11 protein-coding genes are annotated in these 17,889 nt (G+C 49.1%); 8 read left to right on the top strand and 3 right to left on the bottom strand.

Annotated elements, in window-relative coordinates:
• The first annotated feature begins 144 nt into the window (after window positions 1-144).
• From NQ546_RS13425 to gadC, 8 genes are all read left to right on the top strand, one after another.
• On the top strand, window positions 145-3,285 hold the full coding sequence (locus NQ546_RS13425) for a leucine-rich repeat protein (protein WP_167319258.1): 3,141 nt from the start codon (window positions 145-147) through the stop codon (window positions 3,283-3,285).
• A 19-nt stretch (window positions 3,286-3,304) separates the two neighbouring features.
• A complete protein-coding gene (locus tag NQ546_RS13430) occupies window positions 3,305-5,122 on the top strand; it encodes a hypothetical protein (RefSeq protein WP_004290579.1) in 1,818 nt (605 codons plus the stop codon).
• A gap of 100 nt (window positions 5,123-5,222) precedes the next feature.
• Window positions 5,223-6,290 carry a fimbrillin family protein gene (locus NQ546_RS13435; RefSeq protein ID WP_167319257.1) on the top strand — a complete coding sequence of 356 codons (1,068 nt, stop codon included), beginning with the start codon at window positions 5,223-5,225 and terminating at the stop codon, window positions 6,288-6,290.
• Between the two features lie 124 nt (window positions 6,291-6,414).
• Window positions 6,415-7,521 (top strand): alanine dehydrogenase, encoded by a 1,107-nt coding sequence (gene ald, locus NQ546_RS13440; protein WP_004290577.1) that lies wholly within the window; start codon window positions 6,415-6,417, stop codon window positions 7,519-7,521.
• A 203-nt stretch (window positions 7,522-7,724) separates the two neighbouring features.
• On the top strand, window positions 7,725-9,161 hold the full coding sequence (locus NQ546_RS13445; protein WP_004290576.1) for a glutamate decarboxylase: 1,437 nt from the start codon (window positions 7,725-7,727) through the stop codon (window positions 9,159-9,161).
• 127 nt (window positions 9,162-9,288) lie between these two features.
• Window positions 9,289-10,254, top strand: a complete 966-nt coding sequence (gene glsA, locus NQ546_RS13450; protein ID WP_004290575.1) for a glutaminase A — start codon at window positions 9,289-9,291, stop codon at window positions 10,252-10,254.
• A gap of 2 nt (window positions 10,255-10,256) precedes the next feature.
• Window positions 10,257-10,979 (top strand): potassium channel family protein, encoded by a 723-nt coding sequence (locus NQ546_RS13455; protein WP_004290574.1) that lies wholly within the window; start codon window positions 10,257-10,259, stop codon window positions 10,977-10,979.
• An 11-nt stretch (window positions 10,980-10,990) separates the two neighbouring features.
• Complete coding sequence (gadC, locus tag NQ546_RS13460; RefSeq protein ID WP_004290573.1) at window positions 10,991-12,484, top strand: putative glutamine/gamma-aminobutyrate antiporter GadC; 1,494 nt, start codon at window positions 10,991-10,993, stop codon at window positions 12,482-12,484.
• 298 nt (window positions 12,485-12,782) lie between these two features.
• On the opposite strand, the gene NQ546_RS13465 is transcribed toward gadC, so the two are convergent.
• The 3 genes from NQ546_RS13465 to NQ546_RS13475 form a co-directional block, all read right to left on the bottom strand.
• On the bottom strand, window positions 12,783-15,263 hold the full coding sequence (locus tag NQ546_RS13465; protein WP_004290572.1) for a DUF4906 domain-containing protein: 2,481 nt from the start codon (window positions 15,261-15,263) through the stop codon (window positions 12,783-12,785).
• A gap of 138 nt (window positions 15,264-15,401) precedes the next feature.
• Window positions 15,402-16,652, bottom strand: a complete 1,251-nt coding sequence (locus tag NQ546_RS13470; RefSeq protein WP_239463436.1) for a fimbrillin family protein — start codon at window positions 16,650-16,652, stop codon at window positions 15,402-15,404.
• Window positions 16,653-16,688: 36 nt separating this feature from the next.
• Window positions 16,689-17,693 carry a fimbrillin family protein gene (locus NQ546_RS13475; protein ID WP_004290570.1) on the bottom strand — a complete coding sequence of 335 codons (1,005 nt, stop codon included), beginning with the start codon at window positions 17,691-17,693 and terminating at the stop codon, window positions 16,689-16,691.
• Window positions 17,694-17,889: the final 196 nt, after the last annotated feature.

A 17,889-nucleotide genomic window follows, 5' to 3' on the forward strand; every position in this document is an offset into this window, starting at 1 on the left:
TGGGCGGTCTCTCAAAAAGTTTATACTTTCGCTACCAATTCAGCATCCGGTAATACCATGTATCCCACAAGACAAGCTGAAAACGATAAAAGCAAACAAACAAAAAAACTATATGGAATGCGAAACTATAAACAAGTAAACATCATGAGAGTACTAAAGGAAGAAAAATGGGCACTGGTACGAACTGTTACCGCTATCTGCATTACAGCCATGGCACTGATATGCCTGGTATTAGCGGCAGGATGTACCAATGACCTGACCGAAATCACCGAGAACCGGGGAACTGGAGAAACACTAGCTTTGGGCACGCTGACAACTAAAGACGCAAATGCCGCACACGCCGCCACACGCGCCGACTCCCCGCTCCCCGACGCCACCGCCTGGCAAGGCTTCTGCAGCGGAGACCAACTGCACGTCGCTATCGCCGCCGGAGAGGGCAGCACATTCACCCGATCCTCGGGCATCTACGAATACACTGCCGCCGGAAACATACCGGGTAGCGGCAGCTGGACAGCCTCCACACCCGCCTACTGGCAAAGAGCCAACGGCAATATCCTCACCCTGTGGCGAGGCCCCGACTGCGACACCGCCACACCCGGCGCCTACGACATGCCGCTGACCTACGAAACCGATGTCATACAAGGGCATGCCCTTAATGCCTGGGATGGAAACACCTACACCAACGATGCCGATAAATGGCGCATCATGGACTTGCTGCGCTACTGTTCCGCCGATGCCGACCTCCCCACCGCTGCTACCGGGATGCCCGCCACCGGCTCTCCCCTCAACCTCATCCTGAAACACAGCATGGCGCAACTATGCGTAGAACTGCTGCCGGGTGAAGGCATGACCGCCCAAGAGCTACAAGCCCAAGTCACCGTACATCTGAAATCTGCTGCCGCCACCTTCACCATACAGACCGACGGACGCCCCGCCATCTACAACTTCGAGAACGAGCAGAACCGCCAGGACGTGCGCCTGCTGAAAAACGGCGCCACCTCCCTGAAGTTCTACGCCCTGATGCTGCCGGGACAAACCTTTGGCACAAACCGGGCGATGATGAGCCTGCATATAGGCGACACACACTTCACCTACACCCCCGGCACTCCCCTCACCACTACCGAAAACACCTGTCACAAACTGGTGCTGCAAGTGAACCGTACCGAAGTGAGCGCCCTCAGCGTCACCTCCACCGGATGGCAAGACCCGACAGTGATTACGCAGCCCGATGAAGCGGAAGCGGAAGGGATACTGGTTATAAACGAGACACCGGGCACCCTAAAGGATAACGCCACCCTACTGAACGCCTTGAAAGACGCCACCCAAGAAAGTCCTGTCGGTCTGATAATCACCGGAAAGATAAATGACAAGGATCTTGAGGATTTGAGCTCACTCATGAAATATAAGGATGGTGATACCAATAAGTTCAAAGTAAGTTCACTTGCCATTTATGCAACCGGCGGAACAACTCTTCCTCATTATTTCGCCAGCAACAATCCTAATCCGAACCCCGCATTGAAAAAAATAATACTCCCGGAAGGGATAACAGATACCGGAGAAATATCATTCTATAATTGTACGGCACTGACAGACGTCACCCTGCCCGACGGATTAACGATTATAAATCGCAACGCATTCCGGTCATGTAATGCATTGAAAAGTATCAAACTGCCCGAAACTGTGACAGACATAAAAAATTTAGCTTTCCGTTCCTGTACTGCATTAGAGAACATCAATATCCCCGAGAAGGTAACGAAAATAGGAGAGCAAGCATTCTATGATTGCCAGAAACTGAAAATTACCAAACTGCCCGATAACTTGGAAAGTATAGAGAAACAAGCATTCTATGGCTGCATTGCATTAGAGAGCATCAACATCCCCGACAAAACAAAAGATATAGGAGAGCAAGCATTTTTAGTTTGTAGCGGTCTGACAAGCCTAACGATAGGAGACGGAATGATAAACATTGGAAAGAAAGCATTCTTGTATACCTCGTTGCAAAGTGTTACCATACAATCGGCTCAAGCCATAGGAGAATCCGCTTTCTTCGGTTGCTCAAGCCTGAGTGACGTAATCATAGGTCATGTCAAGAATATAGGAGAAAGCGCTTTCAGTGGTTGTACGAATCTGTCAAGCCTCAATATAGAAGGAACAGAAAGTATAGGAGACCAAGCATTCAAAAACTGCACAAGTCTGGCAAGCATCACCCTGCCACAGACGATAACCGGCATAGGAACTTTCGCATTCGCCGGTTCGGGACTGACAAGCATCACCATCCCGAGATCGGTGAAGCAAATATCAGACGAAGCTTTCAATGGATGCACCGCATTAAAAACCGCCACCCTGGAGGAGGGAGTGGAAACCATTGGAAAAAACGCATTCACCAACTGTAAGGAGCTGACAGACATCACTATCCCATCGACCGTAACAAGCATAGGAAATTATGCGTTCAACATATGTCCAAAGTTGGCAACCGTTACTTTCGCAGGAGAGACTCCACAATTAAACAGTCTTGGGCAAAATGCATTCCAATCATGCGAAGCGTTGACAAGCATCGATATCCCCGACAACGTAACTACACTGGCCACACGTACATTCAATCTCTGCACGACACTGGAAAACGTAACACTCCCCAACCAACTAGAGAGTATAGGAGACTTCGTGTTTAATGAATGCTCGGCACTGAAAAAGCTGGACATCCCCCAGAGTGTGACAAGCATTGGAGGGAACGCATTCAATAGGTGCGGAGAATTGACAACTGTCAATTTCTTAGGACAGGTTCCTCAACTAAACAGCATCGGAAGACACGCATTCTACGAATGCCAGAAACTGGCGGACCTCACCCTTCCCGACAGACTGACGTCGATAGGAGAAAGCGCCTTCTATCGATGCAACGCCCTGACAAGCATCAGAATTCCCGACAACGTGGTCACAATAGCTACAAAAGTATTCCAAGAGTGCAGCGGACTAGTCACCGTTGTCCTTCCCAAAAATCTGGAAAATATAAAAGACCTCGCGTTCAACAATTGTAGCGCATTGGCAAACTTTGTTTATGCAGGTTCGGCATTACCAGCTCCAACAGTGAGTAGAAATGCCTATTCTGTAAGCTCTAGACTCAAGTATCTGTTCCTCCCCAACTATACATCCACCATAACAGGAACAAGCCTCATTTGGGCAGGCAAAACTTGGAAGAATATCCATTACAATGCAAATAGCGGGACAGACATGAGCGCCATTGATGCCTTGACGAATATCAATAATTATCAGAATCATATAACACAATAACCCATACTAAGACAAACTTATGGTAACAACAATCACCCGAATACTCAATGTCCTGCGCACATCCGCTCCAAAGCGTTTCTTTGCCCAGAGACACCTTTTTACCCCGATACTCATGCTCGTTTCGGCCTTCCTTCTCACCGCATGCACCGGGCAACTGACGCTCCCCGGAGAAGACGAAAGTGGAGAAACCTCTCCCGAAGTCCTCGTGGGGAAACCGATACAGATAGACAATGCACTCTCCGCCAGTGCAGTGACTCGTGCGGATGGAGCCGTAACGACGGACAGCGACTTCCCCCAGGTGGGCAGCACTATGACCGTCTTCCTCACTATTCCCGCCGCAGATACCCCCGATCACAAGCCCCGGCGCTTACAGTCGAACTATACCTGCACATATCGAAATTATGATGACGTCGCACATATCGTGACCTCCGCCACCTGGACGGCAGATGATACCGACGGGAACAGCCCCCTATGCTGGCAGTATGCCGACGCACGACATATATTCGCCGCCATTTCTCCCGCCATCCCCCTTACGGAATATTCTGTGAGCAATGCCGACGGCACGGAAAATCCGTTGCCGGCAGCCACCTTCACCTTGCCCGGCACCTTCGACGAGCAAAGTTGTGAATATTGGAGAAGCTTGCGTTCCACATACCGGGCCTGCATTGTGGAGAAGCCCACCGCCACTCCCATCGAACTGAAAATGCGCAAAGCGCTGACAGAAGTGGAAATAGCCTGTGACCCTTCCATGTGTAATGAGGTTATGCTCTACCAAGTGCCCCGCACCGCCTTTTTCAACCCCACAACGGGAGAGGTAACCTCCCTGCGCGGGGGCATCACCGCCACACTCAGCGATGACGGCAACGGTGCAGCGGACAGTGACAAATTCATACCCGATTACACCATCGGAGGAGAACTTGTTGCTACCGGAAATATCACCGCTTACAAAGTCGATGCTTTGGGCCTGTTTTATCGGGTTCTCCTCTTGCCCACCGCATACTATGAAAGCGGTGACAACCGATGCGACGGCAGCGGCTCACTTTCTTACTTTTTCACTGATAGAGACGGAATAAGCCACCTCTACAAGAATGATATTCACGCAGGGATGGATACCAATGGCAATCCCGTTGCCGATGGCGGTTTCTGCCCCGGAAGCGTGCTGCAAATAATTAACAGCGTATTTACTGACGGTAGCTATGGTATCAAACTACTCCATTGTGATGGAACCTATACCGGCGGCACAAAAATCATCCATGAGCTAAACGCTTTGAAAAAGTTGGGTACGGAAGCCGAACTCTACATTATTTATCTTACCGGTCCGTTAGGAGAACGGGAACAGGAAATAATGCAGGTATTGGCGGGTGTGGCGCAGGCTACAGAAATAGTAGAGGTATATGTAGAGCAAGTTCATGAAATAACCGATGGGCTGTTTAAGGATTGCAATAAAACAAGTACTTTGGGTTTTCCCAAAGCCACCACAATAGGCAGTAAAATCACTGCCGGTTCAGAAAGCCGGATGTATGTGTGTTACCTCCCAGCGGCTAAGAAAATTGCTTCCGATGCTTTCAGCGGATGCAAAGGTTTCAGCTTATGCCTATCCGGTATTGATGAAAACGGCTCATTCTTCCTGCCCGAGTATAGTAAAGATACAGATACCCAAATAAATAATCTCCACCTCATTGATTTTCCCGAAAACTACTTTAAAGCAGCAGAAGGGGCATCACTGGATGATGAACGCCAAAAGCAATTGGAAAAATGCATGAAGTTCATAGGAACTAAAGATAGTCGTCTTATCTCAACCGGAAGATATGACTCCAGCGAAAAAACCGGACAATAACAGATAAGCAACTAATGACAACCCAACAAGCTATAACAACCCAGTAAGTAATATATCAAAGAAACTTACTCAAAATAATAACTTATAATATATGATAACAATGAAAACAACAGTTCACAGTCCGGAGACTCTTCTCCATCATCTGCTCCACAGAGCAACCATCTTCCTTATGGCAACATCAGTAATCATCACCACCGCCTGCGAAAACAGCGATGACCCGGTAGTGGACCCCGTTCTCAGCAACCCCATTAGCCTGACGCTCCAACTGACGCCCGCCACTGCACAAAGCGGGGCAGCCACACGCATCGCCATCGGCGCCACCACATTCGACAACGATGATGTATTGGGCATCTACCTGGCACACACCGCAGGCGCCACCACCGAACAGCCCATCACTGCCGCCATCGCTCCCTTGAACGCCAAGTGGCAGAACGGTACTTACACCGGTGACCAGATCCTCTACTGGCAAAACACGACGGATATGCACACACTCTACGCCTACTTTCCCTACACAGCAAGCGTAGACGCAGGGTTTAAAGTTCCCGCCACTATCCTTGCCAACCAAAACGCTGCCACCGCCGCAACCGACTATGAAGCTGCCGATCTGCTGTGGGGCAAACTCTCCACCACCGCCTTGCAAACGGTCAGCGTCCCCATGCAACACTGCATGAGCGAGGTCACCGTCACCATCGCCCCGGGCAGCGGATTTGCCATCGACGAGCCCCTGCCCGCCATCAGTAAGGTGGACTTGCTATGCGCCGACGGTTTCTGCCTGAACGGTACATGGAACCTTGCCGACGGAAGCATCACAGCCGCTGCCGCCACCGCCGCAACCACCACATTGACTGCCTACAGCCATACCACCACCGCACAAGAAGGAGATACCCCTACCCTTGTCTATCGTGCCATCGTGATGCCGGGACAGGTCTTCGTGAAGAACGCTGACTTTATCCGCGCCACCACTGCCGACGGCACCACATATACCTACAAGCTCGCGATAAAAGACGCTGCCGATGAACCCACAGACCTCACCGCCACCACCAACCATACCTACACCTTCGCCCTGAAACTGAACAAAAGCACACTCAACCTGACGCAAAGCACATTCAGCGTAAGCTCCTGGACATCGGGAGAACCGATTAAAGGCGGAGCCGATATGGACTTATAAGACGCATTAACAGCAAAGACACAAGAAAACTACGTTTCTGCTCTATAACATGGAGGATACGATAACACCGTACCCTCCATTTTCGTATCTTGCGACATGTTTAACCCCTTAAACTCTTAAGGTTATGATTATCGGAGTCCCCAAAGAAATCAAGAACAACGAGAACCGAGTAGGAATGACCCCTGCCGGAGTAGCCGAGTTGGTGAAGAAAGGTCATACGGTATATATGCAGGCAACAGCAGGCATAAACAGTGGGTTCTCTGACGACGATTACATCGCCGTAGGTGCGCAAATCCTGCCTGCCATTGAAGACGTCTATGCCATAGCCGACATGATTGTCAAGGTAAAGGAACCCATTGCACCGGAGTACAAACTGATTAAAAAGGGACAAGTGGTATTTACCTATTTCCACTTTGCGGCCGATAAAGTTCTGACCGAAGCCATGATTGAAAGCGGTGCTGTATGTATCGCCTACGAAACCGTAGAGAAAGAAGACCATTCATTGCCATTGCTCACCCCTATGAGCGAAGTGGCAGGGCGCATGGCTACCCAAGTAGGCGCCCGTTTTTTGGAGAAACCGCAGGGTGGAAAAGGAAAACTAATGGGTGGCGTGCCGGGGGTACGTCCTGCACGCGTACTTATTTTAGGGGGCGGCATCGTAGGCACTAATGCCGCACAAATGGCTGCCGGAATGGGAGCCGAGGTAATGATTACAGATGTGAATCTGCCACGCTTGCGCTATCTCAGCGAAGTATTGCCCAAAAACGTAAAAACACTCTATTCTTCACTTCATAACATCAAAATGGAACTGCCTACCGTAGATCTGGTGATAGGTTCTGTCCTTATTCCCGGCGATAAAGCTCCCCACCTGATTACAAGAGACATGCTGAAAATGATGAAGCCCGGAACCGTACTTGTGGATGTAGCCATTGATCAGGGTGGCTGTTTTGAAACCTCCCACCCCACTACTCACAGTGAGCCTACGTATGTCGTAGACGGCATTGTGCACTATGCAGTAGCCAATATTCCCGGCGCTGTCCCGTTCACATCCACCATGGCGCTGACCAATGCCACATTGCCCTATACCGTAGCTTTAGCCTGCAAAGGTTGGAAACAGGCTTGCAAAGACGATCCGGCATTGGCGTTAGGCCTGAATGTGGTGGAAGGAAAAGTGACCTATAAAGCAGTAGCAGATGTATTTGGAATGAAATATGACGAGATAAAAGTATAAAAAAAACGGTTTTCACATCCGGAGGCCACAGAGTTTCTCATTCTTGCAAGAATAAGAAACTCTGTGGCCTCTTTCATTTCTCCCCCATTTAATAAACGCCAAATAATGTAAAACGCCGGAACTTTCTTTTCCGAGGGTCGTTGTTGTGGACAATTCGACGGGGAAGGTCCCCGCCGCCTAAACCTTTAAAAACTTATAGTTATATGGAAGATTTGAATTTCAGAAAGGGAGATGCCAAAACAGACGTATTCGGTTCAAACCGTATGTTACAACCCTCACCGGTGGAAAAAATCCCCGATGGGCCCACCACTCCCGAAATCGCTTACCAGATGGTGAAAGATGAGACCTTTGCCCAAACCCAGCCCCGCCTGAATCTGGCTACGTTCGTCACGACCTATATGGACGAATATGCAACCAAGCTAATGAACGAAGCCATCAACATCAACTACATTGACGAAACCGAGTATCCCCGCATCGCCGTAATGAACGGCAAGTGCATCAACATCGTCGCCAATCTGTGGAATTCTCCGGAAAAAGATACGTGGAAGACAGGCGCACTCGCCATCGGTTCTTCAGAAGCATGTATGCTGGGCGGTGTAGCCGCGTGGCTGCGCTGGCGCAAAAAACGTCAGGCGCAAGGCAAGCCGTTCGACAAGCCGAACTTCGTTATTTCAACCGGTTTCCAAGTGGTATGGGAGAAGTTTGCCCAGTTGTGGCAAATCGAAATGCGCGAAGTGCCTTTGACCCTCGACAAGACCACACTCGACCCCGAAGAAGCCCTGAAGATGTGTGATGAAAACACAATCTGCATCGTGCCTATACAGGGTGTCACATGGACAGGGCTGAATGATGATGTCGAAGCCCTTGACAAAGCGCTCGACGCCTACAATGCCAAAACCGGTTACGACATTCCCATCCACGTGGATGCTGCAAGCGGCGGTTTCATCCTTCCGTTCCTGTATCCGGAAAAGAAATGGGACTTCCGTCTGAAATGGGTGCTCTCCATCAGTGTCAGCGGCCATAAGTTCGGCTTGGTGTATCCGGGTCTGGGATGGGTGGTTTGGAAAGGCAAGGAATACCTGCCCGAAGAGATGTCCTTCAGTGTAAACTATCTCGGCGCCAATATTACCCAAGTCGGATTGAACTTCTCCCGTCCTGCCGCACAAATCTTAGGGCAATACTATCAATTCATCCGTTTAGGTTTTCAAGGTTACAAAGAGGTACAATACAATTCACTCACAATAGCCAAGTACATCCATGATGAAATAGGGAAAATGGCTCCGTTTGTCAATTACTCTAATGAGGTGGTGAATCCGTTGTTCATCTGGTATCTGAAACCGGAATACGCCAAGACAGCCAAATGGACTCTCTACGACTTGCAGGACAAACTTTCACAACATGGTTGGATGGTTCCGGCATATACGCTGCCTTCCAAACTGGAGGAATATATTGTGATGCGTGTCGTTGTCCGTCAGGGATTCAGCCGCGACATGGCAGACATGCTGCTGGGCGACATAAAGAATGCCATTGCCGAACTGGAAAAGCTGGATTACCCCACCCCTACCCGTATGGCTCAGGAGAAAAATCTGCCGGTAGAAAGCAAAATATTCAATCATGGCGGAAGACGCCACAAAAAATGATAAAGCAAGAATCAGCTTATCATTCCACTGCTCTATTGTTTTAATACATTAAACAAAATATCGAATAAGGCTTTAGGAGACTGAAACTCAAATCTCCTATTCCTTATTCCATATTATTATATAGATTATGGAAAAGAAAATATCAATTTCACAGATCAGGGAAGTTGCCCAAGAAGTCTATGATGAGGTGAAAAAGCAAACAGGAGGCAAGAATGCGGATTACATCCCTTATCTTGCCAACATAGATTCCGGCCTGTTCGGTCTCAGCATCTGCCTGACAAACGGACAGACCATCAATATCGGAGATACAGATTACCGATTCGGCATAGAATCCGTATCAAAAGTACATACGGCCATACTCATCCTGCGCCAGTACGGTGCACAGAAAGTATTGGACATGATCGGCGCCGATGCCACGGGCCTGCCGTTCAACTCTATCATTGCCATTTTATTGGAGAACGACCACCCCTCCACTCCATTGGTCAATGCAGGCGCTATATCCGCTTGTTCCATGGTGCAGCCGACGGGTAATTCCGACAAGAAATGGAATGTCATCGTACAGAACATCACCGAGTTGTGCGGCTCTGCTCCACAGCTCATCGACGAGCTGTACCAATCGGAGACAGCTACGAATTTCAATAACCGTTCCATTGCATGGCTATTGAAAAACTACGACCGTATCTACGATGATCCGGAATTGGCGCTCGACCTTTATACCCGCCAATGTTCGTTGGGCGTCACAGCCGGGCAACTGAGCATTGCAGCCGGAACAATCGCCAACAATGGCGTTAATCCTGTCACCGGGCAACACGTATTCGAAGCCGGACTCGCGCCTAAAATAACTTCCATGATTTCCAGTGTAGGTTTCTACGAACATTCGGGCGACTGGATGTACACTGCCGGAATCCCTGCCAAAAGCGGTGTAGGCGGTGGCGTGATGGCTGTACTTCCCGGTGTAATGGGCATTTCCGCTTTCGCTCCTCCTCTGGATGAAGCCGGAAACTCCGTCAAAGCACAAATGTCTATCAGGTTCATCATGAACAGGCTCGGCCTGGGTGTATTCAACGGTGACAATGTGACAATTACGGAATAGATATGAAAACAGCTCTATCAGAATTCATAGTGCGGAAAAAAGGAATATACGGCATACTCCATGTAATCATCTTGCTGCTTTCGCTGTTCTTGGTTATCAGTATATCCGTTGACACGTTCAAAGGCATCCCTTTCTACGAGCAATCGGTGTACATGGAAGTGCAGTTATGGATTTGCGCATTGTTTCTGGCTGATTTTGTATTGGAATGGATTTTGGCAACCAACTGGAAGCGCTATGTCGCCACACATTTCATCTTCCTTTTGGTGGCCATTCCCTATCAGAATATCATTGCCTACATGGGTTGGACATTTTCACCCGAGATTACTTATATGCTGCGTTTCATCCCGCTGGTGCGGGGCGGATATGCAATGGCTATCGTGGTGGGCTGGCTGACGTACAATCGTGCATCGGGCTTGTTCGTGTCCTATCTGACAATGCTATTGGCTACCGTCTACTTTTCAAGTCTTGCCTTTTATGTCATGGAGCATGGAACCAATCCTTTGGTAACAGGTTATGGCGATGCTTTGTGGTGGGCGTTCATGGATGTGACAACGGTGGGTTCCAATATCATAGCGGTCACTGCCACCGGGCGGGTGTTGTCCGTTCTGTTGGCGGCATTAGGGATGATGATGTTTCCCATTTTCACAGTATATGTAACAAGTCTGGTAGAGAGGCGTAATAAGGAAAAACAGGACTATTACAAAAAGAATGATTTTTTCACCTAAAACCTTAATTTATGGCAAATATTAAACAAACAGTAAAGCTGGGCGTATTTACCCTGGCAATCATGAATGTGACGGCAGTAGTATCCCTTCGCGGACTGCCCGCCGAAGCCGTATACGGAATGAGTTCGGCTTTCTACTACTTATTTGCAGCCATAGTCTTTCTCATCCCGACGTCACTTGTCGCCGCTGAGCTGGCTGCCATGTTTCAGGACAAGCAAGGCGGTGTGTTCCGCTGGGTGGGTGAAGCCTACGGAAAGAAACTCGGCTTCCTCGCTATCTGGGTGCAGTGGATTGAAAGCACAATCTGGTATCCCACTGTGTTGACATTCGGTGCCGTATCCATTGCTTTCATCGGTATGAACGATGTGCACGACATGTCGTTGGCAAACAACAAGTACTACACGCTGGCAGTGGTGCTCGTAATCTACTGGCTGGCAACTTTCATTTCAATGAAAGGCATGGGCTGGGTAGGAAAAGTGGCAAAGGTGGGTGGCATGGTCGGTACTATCATCCCGGCAGCCCTGCTGATTATTTTGGGCATTGTCTATCTCGCTACGGGCGGCCACTCCAACATGGACTTCCATAGCAGTTTCTTCCCTGACCTGACGAATTTTGACAATGTGGTGCTTGCCGCAAGTATCTTCCTCTTCTATGCCGGAATGGAAATGGGCGGTATCCATGTGAAGGATGTAAACAATCCCTCCAAGAACTATCCGAAAGCGGTATTCATCGGTGCGTTGATCACAGTCATAATCTTTGTACTGGGCACTTTTTCCCTCGGTGTCATTATTCCTGCAAAAGACATCAGCCTGACGCAGAGCCTGCTGGTGGGTTTCGACAATTATTTCCATTATATCCATGCTTCCTGGCTGTCACCTATCATAGCCGTTGCGTTGGCTTTCGGTGTGCTGGCAGGTGTATTGACATGGGTTGCCGGTCCGTCCAAAGGTATCTTTGCAGTGGGCAAGGCGGGTTATCTGCCTCCGTTCTTCCAGAAGACAAACAAGCTGGGAGTGCAAAAGAACATACTTTATGTTCAAGGTATAGCCGTAACCGTATTGAGCCTCCTGTTCGTGGTTATGCCTTCGGTGCAGAGTTTCTATCAGATTTTGTCACAGCTGACGGTTATTCTTTATCTCATCATGTACATGCTGATGTTCTCCGGAGCCATTGCCTTGCGCTACAAGATGAAGAAGCTGAACCGCCCGTTCCGCATCGGCAAAGGCGGCAACGGCCTGATGTGGTTCATCGGTGGTTTGGGATTCTGTGGTTCATTGCTTGCATTTGTGCTGAGCTTCATCCCTCCAAGCCAGATTTCCACCGGTAGCAATGCCGTATGGTTCTCCGTACTGATTATCGGTGCGCTTGTTGTGGTGATTGCCCCGTTCATTATCTACGCTGCCAAGAAGCCAAGTTGGATTGACCCGAACACAACCTTCGAGCCGTTCCACTGGGAAGAACAGCCCAATACGCAAGTTGCGGGTAAAACCGTCTCTAAAGAATAAAGAAGAGACTTGGCACACCATAACTACACACAAGTTCCCCCTTTCCACGCTTGGAAAGGGGGAACTTTCAAACAAACAAATAAGCACAGACAGTGATTCACATCCTCATCCGGCCCAAAACCAAAGAACGAATCGAGGGCGAGGAAAAACCCGGCCCTCTAAACTCCCCGGTGTTCCTTAAGGGCAATCAATAACAATACCCTGAGAATAAACTAAAAACATAGAATAACATTATTTCGTGATACAAGGTTGCTGCACAACTTTGCAGTGCAACAACTTCGTAACAATGCGGCTACTGTCAGTTGCCGCGGACACAGCGCACAGGAAAACCAAACATACGACCTGCAGCGGATTCTATCAGAGATATCCGGGTAGCGTCTCCATACAGAAAGCCAGCCCTTGTAGTACTATTATCATGCGGCGAGGCAGACCAACATGAAATCAGATGTCCAACGTAGCAAAGTGTTTTGTCATTGATACGTCCACCGGCTGCTGGATAGAACGCCACATTGCTTCCATCACCCCTTGCCGCATCTCCGGTAGTTAAAAAACGACGTCCAAACACAGGAAAAGCTGAGTCCATAAAACCTTGCAAATTGGAAGAAACCACTTTATCACCATCTACCACATTAAACTCAGCTTCTGTGTTCGTGCTATATCCATTTGCAGTAGTCAAAAAATTAGTCCATACATCCCGCAGAGGCATGTGATAACCATAAGGACAAGGATCATAAATAGTTTTTGTTACAGTTTTCGTTGCAAAGAGATTACTGTTTGATTCGTCAAGAATGTCACTACCCCACAACTTATTGGATACTTTCCAAGGAAGTGTATTCTTATGCGCTGCCCAAATCCAGCTCAAAGAGATTCCTGTTCCCCCAGGAGCAGATGCATCAGCACCATTACTCATCACATATACCAAAGGATTCTCTACTACATAGGTAAGCTGTCTACTAATAGCTGCTGCATCGGTTCCTTGACCACTTATCGCTCGACTATTTGTTAAATATTTGGGGTTATCTGCCATAATCAACTGTCTCGTAACCAACACCCCGTCCGCATCATAAGAGGGAATAAGTTCTGCATCGTCCGTTCTTGTCATTACACCCGCACCGGGGAACGGGTCTTTACGACCAAACTGGTAAATGAGGCCATACGTCTTTATAACCTCTGCTTCCGTTTTAGAAGCCGGCATTGCGCTTGCAGCACCCAAATTACGGTCCATCATCTTGAAAGTCCGTTTAGTTATGTTTTCATACCCGCTAATATTGTTACGAGGGCGCGTCTCGTATGTCTGTTCCTTGATATTATCTCCACCAAACGCTGCCGTTGCCCAGATATGCCAGCTCCAAAGGATTTTGGAAGCTCCGTCTTTGGCGGCAACCACTGCATTGCCCTCAGGAGCACTGCCCAGCTTGAACACGATATAGCCGTTGCGGGAATAGCCCACGTAGTCCAGTGTGTGAACAGTCCCATTGTTATCGCGGGTTTCCCACACAAGGCCTGCCTTGACGGGAGAAATCTTATCACCCGCAGGAATTACGGCTCCCGTATAAGAGATATCCTCCGCAGTCTGCGCACCATTGCCGCGGACTGTGGCCTTGAAGCGATACCATTTATTGGCATCGGTGGTTTTCACCACATAGCAATTGGCTGTCCGCGTTCCGGCAGCACTCAAATCCTTGCCCACCAGCACACGACCGTCGTCCAAGTTAGTGCCTCTAATGCTGGCATTCACTGTATATTTCGTATTGCGTGTCACATTGAAATCGGCAGGGTCGTTATCTCCCAGATAAATGGCATAGGCTACATCGCGGGCCGTACCATTCTGAGGGGTATAACTCCCTTCTATCAGGATATACGTAGCCGTAGCGGGCGCATTGCCCTCGTAGCGGTCTTTCCAATCGGACAGGGAGGTGGTTCCCGCCATGTTTTCAGGGATGTACCAAGTAATTGTGTTGGAGTTATCGCTCGTGTAGTCGGTAAGCTCTGCCGAAGTAGTCGGAGCAGTCGATTCTACATAATAGAGTTTCTTTGCTACATTCATCAGCTTGATGGCCCTCACTGTAAATAAATCAGCTCCATTCGGAAGAGTCAGGTTCAGGCTGACTTTGGCAACCGAACGGGTCAGTGAGACTGCAAGTGTGTTGGCTGTATTCGAGTCGAAGTTGTCGTTGCTGCCGCACATAGGCAGGTTGTCACCTGTTCCTTTGCCCGAAGTCACTTCGGCTGCCAACTTCTTGAAGTCGGCCAGTGAGCTTCCGTATGCCACTCTCGAAGTCAGGTCGCCCACGTTTGCCAGCACATATACGGTGCACGCGCCCATTCCCGTAGCCAGAGAGATGTCGGTTGTAAGTGTTCCCGTTCCTAAGGATATGTGTCCGCTGTATTTCAGTGTATTAGTGGCGTTTTCAAACTGAAAGACGCAGATTTCGCTTACTGCATCCTCTTGGGCGTCGGTCAGGCTTGCGCGTGTTTGGAGATGTGCTCCGGCATCTGTTGCAGAATTCATCTGCGTCCCGGCATCTGTTGCGAAATGTGCCCCGGCATAATCCGGAGCTTTATCCGCTTCCTCGCCCAGCACCAAGTCCAGCGAGTTGTCGCCGCGTGCACGAGTGACACCTCCGGTGTCATGCATGGGAGCCATGCCAAGCGCAAGTTTCACCGACATGGTATCGACATTGGGAGTTATGTTCTGCTGAATCTCGTCTCCATCCGTACAGGAAAGAGAGCAAAGAGAAGCCGCTATACATAACCCGAAAATACTTGTTATCTTCATAATTATTATTTCATTTTTTCCATTTTACATGTTGCACATAGGTTATATGTTGTTTATATGTCCTATGCTTACATATTATATACTTACATGTCCTATGTATACATGTTTATATATTGCATGTTTATATACTGCATGTTTTTACACTGAATCCGGATCATCACTCCCCGGTAGTTTTCCATCACCGGTGGTAGCAGGTACATCCTTTGTTCCCGCCCAACTGCCGGAGTTCACATTCGTGCTCCCGCCGCCCGTTTCGCCCAGTAGAGTCTGCGAAGAAGCCCAGGGCAGACCGTTTATCGTACTCAGGCCATAGTTGCCGAACAGGACATCCAAATCGGGATTGAGAATCCACTGTCCCGTACTGACAGTGGGGTTGCCACCGCCTGTTTCGCCCGGCACAGTCACATTCTCCCAAGCCCCCACAATCACCGTAATCGGAGCTGAAGCGCCTATATCGCCCTGACCGCCCATTACGCTCTCACCCCAAGGCACCACCGTCAGCGTCAGTTGCATGGAGCTGCCTTTCATCTTCAGGGTGAACGTATATTGTGTGCCGGGAGCAAATACAAGCGTCGGCGGCATGGCAGCCGTAAACTTTGCGTCAGCCATGTCATTGAACGACACATCCAGCTCGAAATCGAACTTACCTGCCATGCGGGGCAGCACCACCGCAGCAGCGGAAGTGTTCAGGTCCTTGTCCGGCGGGGAGAAGCTGCCGCCTGCTATGGTGAGGCCGTCGCTCTGCGCCACTCCCGCAAGGGGAAGTTCTGCATTCAGAGGCGCTGCAACGGGGGCAGCAGTCATATTGGTGAGCCCGGCGGACGCAACACGCACCTTCTTTATATTGCCCGCTTTGGGCGACAGCTCGAACACCAGCCTTGTGCAACGGCGAACCAAGTCGTTGAGAGGGACGGAAGGGTTGGATTCATCCACCGTTCTACCCGCGGTCAGCGAAGTGGCATAGTCCATGCCATGCCCCACAGATACGGTGTACGGCGGTGCAGTGGTGCTGCCACCACCGCCGGGAATACCGCTGCCACCGCCCCCGGAAGCAGTAGCCGTTTCCGGGGTAAGGGCATAGAAATCATAGGAACCGGCACGCAGCAGCAAAGAATGCACAGGCGTCAGGCTGCCATTGCCCAAAGAGGCTCTGTATGTGCCTTCGCCCATGTATTCATCCGCCTGCAAATCGGGAGATTGTCCTACACGCCGGAAAGCGAGGATACGCAACGTTGTGTTGTCCGACAAAGGCGAAGAAGCACGCGTGGTGACCTCCATGCCGATGCCCGATGCAGAGAAATGCACTGCAAAACGTTCACGCTCCCTCAACAAAAGACCGCTTTCCGTACACGAACAAAACAACAAGACTGCCGGCAAGTATTTTATCATCCCTGAATAGTTCATAAAATCAATGGCGTATAAACATTAAATTTCAACTTCAGGAAGATTTGTGACCGGTACCCAGTCTACAACGGATACGGTAGGAGTGATAGCCGAAGACGAGAACTTTAAAGTGATTTCATACGCGTGTCCATGAAGAAAACCTGCGGGTGTAGGTGTAGTAGGAACAGGGACATTCACAGTCTGGGTTCCACCGACAGACAATTCAATCTTCAATACCACATTACCAGCAGTTTGCGGAGCAAACATGGCATAACCTGCCAGAACTGCGTCCGTAGTCGTGCCTACGCCCAGCGTCAGGGGATAGTTAATGACAGTTGCAGGGGTGACAGCCGGGTTAGCCTCAATCAAATCCAAGTCAGAATTACCAGTAAAAGTCGGAGCGGCTGCTGTATTGGCTGTCTCTGTCGCCGCAGGCAATGTAATCGTACAAGTCTGTTTTTTTTCAGCTATCTTAATGGAGTTCACTGTCCCCCACAATCCCTGCGCAGCAGCATCAGGAGTATAAACCTTTATACTGAACTGGGTAAGCAAGTGATTGAAAGCAATAGACGGTATATTTGCACCTTTACTTCCCTCGTACAGAACAGTAGCCATCAAATCCGTCTTACCGTCAATTTCACCAAAATCCACAACTCTTGTACCTTGCGTATAACTAACTCCGGAACGTCTTGGATACCAGCCTATCAACTTGGTTTTCTTTCCGCTTGCCAAATAATATTCGGCAGGAGCAAACGACAGCGCATCAGCAGCATGCGCTACGGTACCTATCAAAGCAGTAGCCCCGTAGGTAGTGTAGCCAGAACTTCCCTCATCGGCACGCACAAACGACACATCCAAATCCGTAGTGAAACCGGAATTTATCATCCCTTCCAATACTGCCCTCGTAGAGGGAGACACAGCAGAGGTGATACCCGCACTGACACGTATTTCAACATTATCATCCGAAGACAACCCGATTACATCACTCTGTGTACAACTGCTTGCCATAGCTGCTACGGCAACAAGCATAAACATAATTTTCTTCATACTAAACTTACTTCTTTTTCTAAATTAATATTAAATAAATGCTACTAAAAATATTTCTATGATTCATTCTGTCCATTTATCCGGAATAAACCGTCGGTTTATTGGTAATAAACCACAAGTTTATTAGGATTAAACTGCCAGTTTATTAGGAATAAATTACAGGTTTATTTAGGGTAAACTGAAATAAACTCATAAC

Source organism: Bacteroides eggerthii (genome assembly GCF_025146565.1).
Taxonomy (GTDB): Bacteria; Bacteroidota; Bacteroidia; order Bacteroidales; family Bacteroidaceae; genus Bacteroides; species Bacteroides eggerthii.

Coding starts and splice junctions, on each gene's coding strand:
- NQ546_RS13425 (WP_167319258.1), top strand. CDS start 145: ATGAGAGTACTAAAGGAAGAAAAATGGGCACTGGTACGAACTGTTACC.
- NQ546_RS13430 (WP_004290579.1), top strand. CDS start 3,305: ATGGTAACAACAATCACCCGAATACTCAATGTCCTGCGCACATCCGCT.
- NQ546_RS13435 (WP_167319257.1), top strand. CDS start 5,223: ATGAAAACAACAGTTCACAGTCCGGAGACTCTTCTCCATCATCTGCTC.
- ald (WP_004290577.1), top strand. CDS start 6,415: ATGATTATCGGAGTCCCCAAAGAAATCAAGAACAACGAGAACCGAGTA.
- NQ546_RS13445 (WP_004290576.1), top strand. CDS start 7,725: ATGGAAGATTTGAATTTCAGAAAGGGAGATGCCAAAACAGACGTATTC.
- glsA (WP_004290575.1), top strand. CDS start 9,289: ATGGAAAAGAAAATATCAATTTCACAGATCAGGGAAGTTGCCCAAGAA.
- NQ546_RS13455 (WP_004290574.1), top strand. CDS start 10,257: ATGAAAACAGCTCTATCAGAATTCATAGTGCGGAAAAAAGGAATATAC.
- gadC (WP_004290573.1), top strand. CDS start 10,991: ATGGCAAATATTAAACAAACAGTAAAGCTGGGCGTATTTACCCTGGCA.
- NQ546_RS13465 (WP_004290572.1), bottom strand. CDS start 15,263: ATGAAGATAACAAGTATTTTCGGGTTATGTATAGCGGCTTCTCTTTGC.
- NQ546_RS13470 (WP_239463436.1), bottom strand. CDS start 16,652: ATGATAAAATACTTGCCGGCAGTCTTGTTGTTTTGTTCGTGTACGGAA.
- NQ546_RS13475 (WP_004290570.1), bottom strand. CDS start 17,693: ATGAAGAAAATTATGTTTATGCTTGTTGCCGTAGCAGCTATGGCAAGC.